This is a genomic window from Aeromonas sp. 600724 (assembly GCF_049175135.1).
In the GTDB taxonomy this organism is placed as follows: Bacteria; Pseudomonadota; Gammaproteobacteria; order Enterobacterales; family Aeromonadaceae; genus Aeromonas; species Aeromonas veronii_A.
In genome coordinates, this window is sequence record NZ_JAAKUM010000011.1 from 56,288 (window position 1) to 69,607 (window position 13,320).

At 57.2% G+C, this 13,320-nt stretch carries 9 protein-coding genes; 3 read left to right on the forward strand and 6 right to left on the reverse strand.

Features of this window, described 5'->3' with window-relative positions:
* Positions 1-63: 63 nt before the first annotated feature.
* Positions 64-627 (reverse strand): VC2662 family protein, encoded by a 564-nt coding sequence (locus G5168_RS11790; protein WP_005352548.1) that lies wholly within the window; start codon positions 625-627, stop codon positions 64-66.
* Between the two features lie 260 nt (positions 628-887).
* Between G5168_RS11790 and ybcJ the strand changes: the two genes are divergently transcribed.
* Complete coding sequence (gene ybcJ, locus G5168_RS11795) at positions 888-1,121, forward strand: ribosome-associated protein YbcJ (protein ID WP_033137049.1); 234 nt, start codon at positions 888-890, stop codon at positions 1,119-1,121.
* A 33-nt stretch (positions 1,122-1,154) separates the two neighbouring features.
* On the opposite strand, the gene G5168_RS11800 is transcribed toward ybcJ, so the two are convergent.
* The 4 genes from G5168_RS11800 to G5168_RS11815 all read right to left on the reverse strand — a co-directional run bounded on the left by G5168_RS11800 (position 1,155) and on the right by G5168_RS11815 (position 8,251).
* Positions 1,155-1,628 (reverse strand): DUF4442 domain-containing protein, encoded by a 474-nt coding sequence (locus G5168_RS11800; RefSeq protein WP_005352552.1) that lies wholly within the window; start codon positions 1,626-1,628, stop codon positions 1,155-1,157.
* Positions 1,629-1,795: 167 nt separating this feature from the next.
* Positions 1,796-3,547: an ABC transporter transmembrane domain-containing protein gene (locus tag G5168_RS11805; protein ID WP_421252254.1), complete on the reverse strand. Its 1,752-nt coding sequence runs from the start codon at positions 3,545-3,547 to the stop codon at positions 1,796-1,798.
* Positions 3,544-5,280 (reverse strand): ABC transporter transmembrane domain-containing protein, encoded by a 1,737-nt coding sequence (locus tag G5168_RS11810; protein WP_421252255.1) that lies wholly within the window; start codon positions 5,278-5,280, stop codon positions 3,544-3,546. Before G5168_RS11810 ends, G5168_RS11805 begins: the two co-directional genes overlap by 4 nt.
* Positions 5,281-5,446: 166 nt before the next feature.
* Positions 5,447-8,251: a response regulator gene (locus G5168_RS11815; protein ID WP_421252256.1), complete on the reverse strand. Its 2,805-nt coding sequence runs from the start codon at positions 8,249-8,251 to the stop codon at positions 5,447-5,449.
* A gap of 167 nt (positions 8,252-8,418) precedes the next feature.
* Here G5168_RS11815 and trxC point away from each other — a divergent pair, with 167 nt between their 5' ends.
* Together trxC and G5168_RS11825 are read left to right on the forward strand one after the other, a co-directional pair.
* Complete coding sequence (gene trxC, locus G5168_RS11820) at positions 8,419-8,853, forward strand: thioredoxin TrxC (RefSeq protein ID WP_216978913.1); 435 nt, start codon at positions 8,419-8,421, stop codon at positions 8,851-8,853.
* A gap of 161 nt (positions 8,854-9,014) precedes the next feature.
* Complete coding sequence (locus G5168_RS11825; RefSeq protein ID WP_421249919.1) at positions 9,015-10,400, forward strand: SLC13 family permease; 1,386 nt, start codon at positions 9,015-9,017, stop codon at positions 10,398-10,400.
* 366 nt (positions 10,401-10,766) lie between these two features.
* Here G5168_RS11825 and G5168_RS11830 read toward each other — a convergent pair whose 3' ends face one another.
* Positions 10,767-13,241 carry a glycogen/starch/alpha-glucan phosphorylase gene (locus G5168_RS11830; protein ID WP_216978915.1) on the reverse strand — a complete coding sequence of 825 codons (2,475 nt, stop codon included), beginning with the start codon at positions 13,239-13,241 and terminating at the stop codon, positions 10,767-10,769.
* Between the last annotated feature and the right edge of the window lie 79 nt (positions 13,242-13,320).

Consider the following 13,320-nt stretch of genomic DNA (forward strand, 5'->3'; position numbering starts at 1 on the left):
TCACAAGTTGCAAGAGACACAGGGTAATCAGCAGAGGCCCTTAACGCAAAGCGAACCGCCCACTCAGAACGATTTCTGGAAGTTCACCAGCGGCAGAATGGGGAACACACCGTTGGCGGCATAGTTGGCCAGCCCGATCTGCAAGCCGTCGAGGTGCTTGGTCGCATTGATAAAGCCAATCTGGAAGGTGGTACGCTCGGCATAGTTGACGAAGCCAACGTTGGCCAGCGCATTGCCCTTGGCGATATTGACCGCCCCCCAGTTAAGCCCCTGCACATTGTTGGTCAGGTTGACCAGCCCCAGATTGACGCCGGTATCCTGCCCTTCGTGCCAGTTGATGGCGTTGATGGCGACCCCGCCAAACTGGTGGCGCACCCGACCAGCACCCAGGAATACCCCGAGCTGCAGGCCGCTGAACTGATCCACATCGGAGAGGGCGAAGATCGGCAGATCAATACCCTTCACCTGACCGGTCCGACCGTAGAGCAGCGAGGCGCGCGCCCCTTCCACCTGATGGGACGCGGGCAAATTGACCCCGGGCAGCGAGACCTGCACCGGAGTACTGGCCTGCGCGACACCGCACAGAGTAAGGGCGCTGCATGCCAGCAGCAGGCGGGAGAGTGTCATGGGAAGTTCCTTGGGCCATTGAGAGTGGCCCGATCCTAACAGTCAGGGGAGAGTGTGGGCACACCAGCATGGACGAGGTGCGTCACGATACGTCACGGTTGGCCCTCTCACCTCTCCATCAGGACTTGCGAAAGCGCCACCTCAAGAACAATCGGCCACTTTTTCACAGCGAGTAGTCCCTCTTCCTTTCTTTGCCTGAGCGAACTGCCTAAAATAGTCGTCCTGCTGTATCCGGCATTCATCCATCTAGAGGATTTCCCATGGAGACGTTTCTGCTCGAAGGTCACCCCTTCGTTGCCTTGTGTGACCTTATCAAACATCAGGGGTGGGCCGATTGTGGCGGCGCCGCCAAAGCCCTCGTTGCCGAAGGGCTGGTCGAGGTGGACGGTCAGGTCGAGACCCGCAAGCGCTGCAAGATCGTGGCCGAACAGGTGGTCAACTTCAACGGCATGAAGGTCGTGGTGAAAGAGGGCATCAGCCCGGAGATTGGCTAAACCCGTTTCGGGGAGCCACTCTCCGGCAACCCGCTAGCTGGCCTTGATCGACAGGGTCAGCACAAAACGCGCCATCGCCTCATCCCCGTTCAATGACGGACAGGTGGCTACCACCCGGATGGGGCGATTGATGCGCTGACCGCTTGCCAACGACTCGTCGATCATGGCGTCAATCTCCTCCCCCGCTGCGCAGTCGAACTGCACATCCCCCTCCGGTCGTTTCAAAAACTCCCCCTGCACATCCTTGAAGGCGAAGTGCACCTTCTTGCGCCGCTGCCGCCCCTTCTCCATCACCAGCAGACCGCCTACCAGATCGGCGCCGGTCGCCAGCGCGCCAAAATACATGCTGCCCAGGTGGTTGCGGGTACGCCAGCCAAGAGGAATGCGAATGCGCAGCGCCTTGGCGTTCATCTCTTCGATGATCGGGGCACAAAACCCGATGACGGGAATATAGCGCCAGGCAAACAGCCGAAGCGCCAGATTGGCTTTGAAGCGTTGCAAATCCATATGCGAACTGATCCGATGAGTTAATGTAAACAACATGTTGCCTGCATCTGCGCCATTCGACAAGCACAGGGATCACGGTTACGACCTTTTGCCCAACGCAAAAAAACAGAGGGAACCGCACCGGTTCCCTCTTTTCGCTCATGTCGCTGTTACAGCAAATGTGCCGATCAGGCGCGCTTCTCTTCCAGCCAGGCCCCCTGACTCTGCATCTCGAACAGCTGGGCATAGTGACCGCCGAGGGCCATCAACTCACCATGGGTACCCCGCTCATTCACCTGACCGCGGGAGAGCAGCAGGATCTCGTCCGCATCGACGATGGTCGAGAGGCGGTGGGCGATGGCGATGGTGGTGCGGCCACGACGGGCAGCAGAGATCGCCTGCGACAGCGCCAACTCGGTCTGGGAGTCCACGCTGGCCGTCGCTTCATCCAGAATGAGGATACGCGGATCTCCCACCAGTGCACGGGCAAAGGAGAGCAGTTGCCGCTGACCGGCGGAGAGGTTCTTGCCCCCCTCCTCCATCAGGGTGTTGATCCCCTGTGGCAGGCTGCGCACAAAGTCGGCCAGCTGCACCTCGCTCAACGCCTGCCAGAGCCGCGCTTCGTCTATTCCGGCCCGGCCGAGACGCAGGTTCTCCGCCAGGGTGCCGACGAAGATAAAGGGATCTTGCTGCACCAGCCCGATGCTGCGGCGCACCGCCGCCAGCGACAGGGTATCCAGTGCGTGATCATCGAAGCGGATCTGCCCCTGATCCAGCGGATAGAAGCCCATCAGCAAGCTGATAATGGTGGACTTGCCGCTGCCGGTATGGCCCACCAGCGCCAGCATCTGGCCCGGTTTTGCGGCAAAACTGACCTCCCGCAGCACCTGCTGCTCACCATCGTAGGAAAAACTCACCCGCTCGAAACTGACCCGCCCTTCCAGCGGGATCATCTCACCCTCGGTGCTTTCGCGGGTTTCATCGAGCAGGGCAAAGACCCGCTCCCCCGCCACCATCGCCTGCTGCAACTGGTTAAGCTGGTTGGTCATCTCGATGAGCGGCTCGATCATCCGGCCCAGATAGCTGATAAAGGCGTAGAGCACCCCTACCTGAATAGCACCGGCGTGGCTCCCCCCCTCATGGGCAAACAGCGCCAACAGACCGATCAGCACCAGCATGTAGAAGAGATCGATGAGCGGGCGCAGCAAAATGCCGTTGATCTTGAGGCTCTTGATCCGTGCCGACCAGTGTTGCTGGTTCACCTCGGCAAAGGCGTTGGCAAAGTGGCGCTCCTGCACCATCGCCTGGATCACCGGCATCCCCTGCAGCGACTCGTTGAGGCGGCTGTTGATGTCGGAGAGCAGGCTGCGAGTCGCTCGCACCACCGGCACGCTCAGTTTCTGGTAGAGCCACATCACCCCGCCCACCGCGGGCAGCAGCAGGGAGCAGACCAGCATCAGCCGCAGATCCAGCAGCGCCATGGAGATGAGGATGCCGCACAACAGCACCACCTTTTGCACCAGCAAACCGATCACCTGCACATAGAGGTTCATGATCGCCTCGGTGTCGTTGGTGATGCGGGAAATCAGCGAGCCGGAGCGATGCTTGTCAAAGTAGCGGGCTGGCAAACGGATGGCTGTAGCAAATACCTGCTCGCGCAGGGTTTGCACCACCGCCTGAGCGATGCGATTGAAGCGCAGGGATTGCAAATAGAAACCCGCCGCCGAGAGCACCTGCAAGCCCAGATAGCCCGCTGCGATCAGGGCAATGGTGGGCAGCACAATATTGCGAGGCGCCAGATAGTCATCGATAAAGAGCTTGATCAGTAGCGGTCCGGCCACTTCGGCGCCGGTTGCGAGCAGCAAACAGATCCCCGCCTGAATAAGCCAGCGAGGATACTGGGCGCAGTAGGCGAGCAGTCGTTTAATGGTCGGATTCACAGGCTCTCCTCCACCGCTTCTTCGAGTCGCTGGTAACGCACCATATCTGCATACCAGCCATTGTGCGCCATCAGGGTACCGTGATGACCCCGCTCGCTGATGGCCCCCTGCTCCAGCACCAGGATCTCGTCGGCCTGCTCCACCGCCGTCATGCGATGGCTGACCAGGATCAGGGTGCGACGATGGGCTTTGAGGGCATGCAGAATTTGCTGCTCGGTGTGGGCATCCACCGCCGAGAGCGCATCATCGAGCACCAGAATGGGCGCACCCAGCAGCAGGGCGCGGGCAATGGCCAGCCGCTGTTTCTGGCCGCCGGAGAGGGTCACTCCTTTCTCGCCCACCTCGGTCTCATAACCCTTGGGGAAACGCACGATATCATCGTGGACACAGGCAATGCGTGCCACCCGTTCGACCTCCTCGCGGCTCGCATCGGGTTTGCCGAGGGCAATATTGGCAGCGATGGTGGTGGAAAACAGGAATGGCTCCTGTGGCACATAGGCAAACTGGCTGCGCAGTGTGGCGAGCGGCAGCTGGTCAATCGGTACGCCCCCCATGACAATCGAACCGTGAGTCGGATTGGCAAGGCGCATCAGCAGCTTGAGCAGGGAACTCTTGCCTGCCCCGGTGCGCCCCACCACCCCGAGCATCCCCCCTTGCTTGAGGGTAACGTCGATATCCGCAAGCAGGGTGCGCTGCTCGAGTTGATAGCTCACCCCTTTGATCTGCAAAGGAAAGGCAGAGGTAAACGCGGCCGGCTGGGCGGGCTCTTCGATATCGCTGCGCTCCCCAAGCAGGCTTTCGATACGGGAGTAGGCGGCGCTGCCCCGCTCGATGATGTTGAACAGCCAGGCGATGGCAAACATCGGCCAGATCAGCTGGCCGAGGTACATGGTGAAGCTGGTGAGCTCACCCAGAGTCAGCTCACCCTGCAACACCAGCACACTGCCCCCCGCCACCGCGAGGAAGTAGGAGCAACCGATACAGAGATAGATGACCGGATCGAACTTGGCATCGATGCGGGCCACCGCCATATTGCGCTCCCCCGCCTGTTTGGTCAGCTCGGTAAAGCCCTCATCTTCCAGCGATTCAACCGCATAGGATTTCAGCACTCGCACGCCGGAAAGGGCCTCCTGGGTCTTGTTGTTGAGCTTGGAGAAGGCCCCTTGCGCCGCCTTGAACTGGGTGTAGATCTGGGTACCGAAGCGGTTCATGAAGTAGGCCATCACCGGCAGCGGCAACAAGGAGACCAGCGTCAGCTGCCAGGAGTACTGGCTGCACATGATGGAGAGCACCAGCACCCCGACCATGATGGAGTCCACCAGCGTCAGCACCCCTTCGCCAGCGGTCATCTCCACCGCCTGAATGTCATTGGTGGCATGGGCCATCAGATCGCCGGTACGGTGACGCTGATAAAAATCGGGGCTCATCCGGGTGAAATGGCTGAACAGGCGATTGCGCAGGACATAGGCCAGCCGGTAGGAGGCACCAAACAGCATCACCCGCCAGACGTAGCGCAGCAGATAGATGAGTACGCCGAGCCCGAACAGCCCGGCCAGATAGCGCATCAGGGTACCATTGTCGAGACCGCCCTTGGTGATGCCATCCACCACCCAGCCCACCACTTTGGGTGGAATAACGGTCAACAGGGCTACCATCAGTAGCAGGGAGATGGCAGCCAGATAACGGGGCCACTGCTCCTTGAAAAACCAGCTCAATCGTAGAAATACGCTCACACCACCAACCTTTAGCGCTCTCTGCCCGTGACCGCTCCAAGGAGCGGCCATCAGAGAAGCCACGCAGAAATAGAAGAATGAAAACAATCGCCTCCGGCTGGAGGCGATTCGAACGAAAGCTCATCATATCCCGAACCGGGATGGTTGAGAATAATTACTATTTAATTCACTGTGACATGCGATCATCCCCTGATGAATAGGGATTATACGAATTTTCATGCTGCTCACCGGTCAACAGGAAGTGTGACACCTCTTCCCGGGTCTGGCTGAACACCTGTTGCAACTGCTCCAGATCCGTCTCGCTTAGCACCTCGTTTTGCCGCAGGCGCCACTCCAGCTCGCCAGCCACCAATTGCAGACGGGCCGCCGAGATATTGGCAGACACCCCCTTGAGGGTGTGCAGCAGCTTGCTGGCCACCTCGGGCTGCTGACGGCGCAGGGCAGAGCGGATCTCCCACAGGTCGTCCTTATGCTCCGACATGAACAGCTTGAACAGGATCTGCAATGCCTCCTTGTCCTGCTCCAGCCGCTTGAGGGCATCCTGCAGATCGAGGACTCCGATCATATCCGGCGGTTTCACCTCCATGATCCCCGCCTGCTCCACCCCTTGCGGCTTCACCCACTGCAGCAGGTTGTTGTAGAGATCCAGCTTGCTCACCGGCTTGGTGACATAGCCATTCATCCCCACCCCCAGGCAGCGCTCCTTGTCACCGGGCATGGCACTGGCGGTGAGGGCAATGATGGGCACATCGTGTTTGTCGACCATCTTGCGGATCTGGCGGGTGGCATCGAGTCCGTCCAGCACCGGCATCTGCAAATCCATCAGAATCACGTCAAAAGGCTGCTCGGCGACCCGCTCCACCGCCTCGCGACCATTGTTAACCACGCACACTACCGCATCGACCCGACGTAGATATTCGATGATGAGCTGCTGATTGACCCGGTTGTCTTCGGCCAACAGCACTCGGGTACCCTGCAACAGGGATTTGAAGTGCTGCTGATCCCCCTGAGCCTCTGCCTTGCGCAGATTGAGTTCATAAGAGCTGCCATTGAGCAACTCGTCCACCTTGGCCAGCAGGGCATTCTCGGTCATCGGCTTGGGCAGAAAATGGGTCAGCCCCATGCTGTCCATCCTGGCGTGCAGCCCCTCTCTGGCCCAGGCGCTGACCATCAGGATGGGTATCCGCCGCCACTGGCTGTGCTGATACATCTCCAGCGCCAGATCGAGTCCATCCTCCTGCCCCATGCGCCAGTCGAGGATTGCCAACCGCAGATTGGGCCCCTCTTCACGCAATAATTGACGGGCACGGGAAAGGGAGTTGACCGGCAGCACTCGCACACCCGCCCGAGTCAGGATGTCCCGAGCCAGATCCAGCACCAGTTCGTTGTCATCCATCACCATCACCAGCGGCTGGTTTTCGAAGAAAACTTTCCGTCCAGCCACACCGTAGACCGCCTGCGCCATCGGGATATCGAACTTGAACAGAGAGCCGACGCCAGGCTTGCTCTCTACGGTGATCCGCCCCCCCATCAGCTCCACCAGCCGCTGGGAAATATTGAGCCCAAGACCCGAGCCGCCATATTTGCGGGTATTGCCCGCCTCCAGCTGGGTAAACGCCTGAAACAGTTGGGTCTGCTTCTCTTCGGCAATGCCGATGCCGGTATCGCGCACACTGAAGCGGATCCGCATTGGATGGGAGTTGGCCAGATCGATGGAGACTTCGACCTCACCACGTTCGGTGAATTTGATGGCATTGTTCACCAGATTGACCAGAACCTGCCCCAGCCGCAGAGGATCCCCACGCAAGAAGACAGGCACCTCCGGCGATTTGCGAATGATCACCTCCACATGTTTGCGCTCCGCCAGATCGGCAAACATGCCCGCCAGCGAGTCGAGCTGCTCGCTGAGATCGAAGTCGATCTCCTCCAACGTCAGCTTGCCGGACTCCACCTTGGTCAGATCGAGAATGTCGTTGATAAGCAGCAGCAAGGTATCTGATGAAGACTTTATCTTGCCCAGATAGTCCCGTTGTTGCTGATCCAGCTCGGTCTGCAGTGCCAGTGAGCTGAAACCGATGATGGCATTCATGGGGGTGCGGATCTCGTGGCTCATATTGGCCAGAAAATCGCTTTTGGCCTGTGCCAGCAAGGCCGTCTGACGGGACAACTCGCTCAACTTCTGATTACGACGCCATAGGGTATAGGCCACCAGCACAAAACTGATCAAGGCACCGCCAAGCACCATTAAATAGAAGCGGTTCAGCAATGATGAAGCCCGCTCCAGCTTATCCATCTTCCAGCGCACCAGGTTATCGCTCACCTGCATATCGATGAGACGATGGCGCAGGGTATGATAAGCCATCACCTGACGACTCAAATCCTTGCTCAGGTTAACCAAGGTGATCACCTCGGGTTGCGAGCCGTAATGGGAAGCAAGAGCACGCTGCAACAAGCTCAGCTGTTGCTGATACTGGTTATCGGCGCTGTGTTGCAAAAAATGGCTGAGTTGGGCCAACTCATTGAGATCACGATGCAAGAGGCTCTCTGCCGGCGTGATAGCGCGTACCTTCTCAAGCTGATGCTGAAAGGGTTGCACGATATATTCCACCGCCTTTTCCATGCTGTACAGTCTGGCCAGCTCCATCTGGTAGAGATCCAAATCCTGCAGCAACCTCTGTGAAAGAGGCGTTTGCTCAACCTCAGCATCACTACGAACCCTGTGAACAAAGCTATCGAGGATACCGGATAACTGGACGAGCCGTTGCTGAACATTGCTATCATTGGCACTCTCACGACCAAGCAGGTAAACACTGTCGGTGTTGATCCGGTTCAGCACTGCCTCCGCTGCCTGATTCAGGCTGTATGCACGCTGCTGTTGACTAAGCAGTTGCCAGCAAAGAACCGAGAAGCCGAGCAACAAGGCAGCAACAAGCAGCAGTACCACAGGGCTCTTCCGTGATCCTTTATTCATCCCGTTTTGACTCTCTACTTATAATGGCCGCTGAATTGTCCGGCTTGAGCAGAGCTCGGAGTGGAGGTGTCCACCCCAGCCGAGCGCTGTGTTAACGTTATTTCACTATTTTAACTCTGGCACTATTTTCATCACAGCCACCAGAACCGATCTTCAAGGAGACTATTATGTCATTTATCACTACTTATTGTAGCCACTGCTTTACAAGAAACCGCCTGCCCTCCACCCATGTAACCCACTCCGCCAAATGTGGGCACTGCAAGGCGTCCCTGTTCAGCCAAACCCCTTGCCTCGGGAAGGCGGATAACTTCGATACCCTGATCAACTCCGATATTCCGGTCGTTGTCGATTTTTGGGCCAGCTGGTGCGGCCCTTGCCAGCAGTTTGCTCCAGTATTTCATGATGTTGCCCATGAACTCGAACCACGGATGCGCTTTGTCAAAGTCGATACCGAGCAGCAGAGCACCATTGCCGCCCGTTACGCCATTCGCAGCATCCCCACCCTGATGGTCTTCAAACAGGGTAAAGTGGTGAACCAGATAAATGGATCCCTGCCCAAGAACATGTTCAAGCAGTGGCTGGAACAGTTCATGGATGTTTAACTTATGTTTCAGCAATGTTTGATTTATGTATTTATTTCCTCATTTTTATCAATGAGTGTGTGAGTAGAGACTGATTTTCAATATGTGAGCCTGTTTCAAACAAGTGAATGGATGTAATCTCGGCAACACAAAAACAACCATAAATTAACCGAGAGAACGATATGCACACATCGGCTGTACCCTCTGCTCCATCTCGTTGGCTGGATATCAAGACCGGGATCGTGATCCTGGATCTGCTTCTGCTATGCATCATGCTCGCTTGGCTCCCTTTTGATCCTATGGTCAACAAGGGGCTGGGCATTCTGGTCTTTATAGCTATTCTCTGGCTGACCGAAGCGGTCAACATCACTATCACCGCGATCTCCATCCCGGTACTTGCCACCCTGCTCGGGGTGTTTGATATGAGCAAGTCGTTGACCGACTTCGCAAACCCGGTGTTGTTCCTCTTCTTTGGCGGTTTTGCCCTGGCGGCAGCGCTATCCAAACAGGGGCTAGACACCCAGATTGCCGGTAAGGTGATGCAGCTCGCCAAGGGACACCTCGGCTGGGCTGCCATCGTACTCTTCAGTATTACTGCGGCACTCTCCATGTGGATCAGCAATACCGCTACCGCCGCCATGATGATGCCGCTGGCCCTTGGCATGCTCAAAGGTCTCGACATTCACAAGGAGCGCCGCACACTGGTCTTCGTATTGCTTGGTGTGGCCTACAGCGCCAGTATTGGCGGCATCGGCACCCTGGTAGGCAGCCCGCCCAATGCCATTGCGGCCGCCCAGATGGGGCTGGGCTTCACTGACTGGCTGAAATTTGGCATTCCTGTTGTCCTCATCTTCATGCCAGTAGGCATCGGGCTGCTCTATCTGGTAACCCGCCCCAACCTCTCACATCAGGTCAGCACCGAGCGAGTGACCATAGAGTGGACCGGCCAACGCAAGGTGACCATGCTGATCTTTCTGACCACAGTGCTGTTGTGGATTGGCTCCCAGCCTATTGCCCAAGCGCTGGGAGGAATACCTCAATTTGATACACTGATCGCCATGGGAGCCATCATCGCCATCGCCGTCAGCCGGGTGGCCAGCTGGGATGACATCAACCAGAACACCGACTGGGGAGTACTGATGCTGTTTGGTGGCGGCTTGACCCTGAGCGCCATCCTTAAGCAGACCGGGGCCAACGCCTTCCTGGCGGAGCACCTATCCAACGGTCTGGCCACCATGCCGATCTTCGTCATCCTGCTCTGTCTTGCCACCTTCGTGGTGTTCCTGACCGAGCTGGTATCCAACACCGCTACCGCCGCTCTGCTGGTTCCACTGTTTGCCGGAGTCGCAGAGGCACTGGGAGTCTCTCCCATTGTCGTATCCGTGCTGATCGCTGTCGGTGCCTCCTGCGCCTTCATGCTGCCAGTGGCTACCCCGCCCAACGCCATTGTCTTCGCCAGCGGCCATATCCAGCAGCGTGAAATGATGCGGGCCGGCCTGGTGCTGAACCTGGTCTTCACCGTCATTTTGACCCTGCTTGCCTATTTTATGGGCGACATACTGCATTGATGGCTGGTGGCTCGCTCGCCGGGCTCCTCAATCTACACCAGGTTCCAACAAAGCCCCGTATCATCGGGGCTTTCTCTTTTCCTGCACCCCAACGGCCATCTGTCACATCCCTGACCATCGTCAGCTTGTGCCATGCGACAGCAGCGAGAGTACACATGATGATGACTTCAGACTTATGAGCGATACGGGTGCCATGAGATGAGGTGTTCCCGGGAAAGGCTGGTAATAACGACATTAAAATAATATGTGATGCCCTGTGCATCTATCACAGATGATCAAGCTTTTTGCAAATGGTGTACAAATATTTACGAATCCAAGCAGCTATAAAAAAACCCCGCATAGCGGGGTTCTCATATTAAGAGGTGATCAACCGATGTTGCAGGGTTTCAGCTTCCAGATACGATCCACATAGTCCTGGATGGAACGGTCTGAGTTGAACTTACCCATGGTGGCCGAGTTGATGATAGCCTTCTTCGCCCACAGTGCCGGATCCCGATACCAGGTATCGATCAGCTTGTGTGCATCCGAGTAGGACTGGAAGTCCGCCAGGGTCAGGTAAGGGTCTCCCCCTTCCAGCAAAGAGCGCTTGATGGAGGCCAGCTCACCCGGACGACCAGGCGTGAAGTAGTCGGTATCAAACCAGTCCAGCACGGCCTTGAGCTCTGAGTTGGCATAGTAGAAGTCGTACGGGTTGTAACCGCGCGCCTTCAGCGACTTCACTTCGTCCACGTTCAGACCGAAGATGGCACAGTTTTCGGCACCCGCCTCTTCGGCGATCTCGATGTTGGCTCCATCCAGCGTCCCGATGGTGATTGCACCGTTGAGTGCCATCTTCATGTTGCCGGTACCGGATGCTTCGTAACCAGCAGTAGAGATCTGCTCGGAGACATCTGCCGCCGGGATCAACTTCTCGGCCAGACTCACGCGGTAGTTCGGCATGAACACCACTTTCAGCTTGCCCTGGATACGAGCATCGTTGTTGACCCGATCCGCCAGCTTGTTGATGGCATAGATGATGTCTTTGGCCAGCTTGTAACCGGGCGCCGCTTTGGAGCCGAAGATAAACACGCGTGGATGCATGTCATAGTCCGGGTTGGCCAGCAGACGACGATAGAGTGCCATGATGTGAATAAGGTTCAGCTGCTGGCGCTTGTACTCGTGCAGACGCTTGATCTGAACGTCAAAGATCGCCTCGGCACTGACATCGATACCGGTTTCGTCTTTGATGACCTTGACCAGCTTCTCTTTGTTGTGACGCTTGATGGTCATGAACTGCTGCTGGAACGCCTTGTCGTCGGCAAACTTCACCACGCCACGCAGTTTGTCCAGTTGCAGCGGCCACTCCTTGCCCACTACTTCGTTGTAGAGACCCGCCAGCTCCGGGTTGCAGGCCAGCAGCCAGCGACGCGGGGTTACCCCGTTGGTCACGTTGCACATTTTTTCCGGCCACAGCTCGGCATACTCGGGGAAGAGATCTTCCTTCACCAGCTTGGAGTGGATCTCGGCCACACCGTTCACCTTGGACGAACCGATCACGCACAGGTTGCCCATGCGAACCTTGCGCACGGCCCCCTCTTCGATGATGGAGAGCTTGGCCTTGATGGCGTCGTTGCCCGGCCACTTGGGCTCCACCAACTCGTTCAGGAAGCGGGCGTTGATCTCGTAAATCACCTCCAGATGGCGAGGCAGTACTTTCTCGAACAGGCTGACCGACCACTTCTCCAGCGCTTCCGGCAGCAGAGTGTGGTTGGTATAAGAGAAGACCTGATAGCAGATGGCCCAAGCGGCATCCCAGTTCAGATCTTCCTCGTCAACCAGTACCCGCATCAGTTCCGGGATGGCGACAGTCGGGTGAGTATCGTTGAGCTGAATGGCAATTTGCGCGGCAAAGTTGCTGAAGTCGGCGCCATGCACCCGCTTGTAGCGGCGCATGATGTCCTTGATGGAGCAAGCACAGAAGAAGTACTGCTGGATCAGACGCAGCTCTTTACCGGCATCGGTCTCATCGTTCGGATAGAGTACCTTGGATATGGTCTCGGCCTGGGCTTTCTCAGCCTGGGAGTCGATGTAACCACCGGCGTTGAATACGTCCCAGTCGAAAAACTCGGAGGCGCGGGATTCCCACAAACGCAGGATGTTGACGGTGTGACCGCCAAAACCGACCACCGGAATATCCCAAGGCACCCCTTTAATCTTGCGACCGGCGTGCCACACCTTCTTCAGGCCGCCATTGTCACCAAACACGGTCTCGACGTAGCCATAGAGCGGCACTTCTTGCACCGACTCGGGACGGCAGATCTCCCAGGGGTTGCCATATTCACGCCAGGAGTCTGGGCGCTCAATCTGGCGACCATCCTGAATTTCCTGACGGAACAGACCGTGTTCGTAGTGGATACCGTAACCAACCGCCGGATAGTTCAGGGTGGCCAGCGAGTCGATAAAGCAGGCAGCCAGACGACCCAGGCCGCCGTTGCCAAGTGCCATATCCGGCTCTTGTTCGCACAGGTCGGTCAGTTCCAGGCCGAGTTCGCCCAGCGCCTCTTCGCAAGTCTTGTAGAGGGAGAGGTTGTGCAGGTTGTTGGAGGTCAATCTTCCCATCAGGAATTCAGCAGAGAGGTAGTGAATCGCACGAGTATCTTTCTTGAAATGAGTCTGCTGAGTGCGGGTCAGGCGCTCGTACACCTGTTCATTGACGGCCGCCGCAGTGGCTTTCCACCACGCTTCGGGAGAGGCTTTCTGTTCGCTTGTTCCCAAGGTAGAACGCAGGTGACGCACGATACTCGCCTTGAGCTGATCTTTATCCAGTTGGAGATCCTGGTCTGTCTTCTTCTTGGTAGCCATAAACCATATTCCTTCGTTACAAATAAAATTGTTATCCCGCTTGCGGGACCGGCGCTGTTGTTATCTCAAAATATGTACC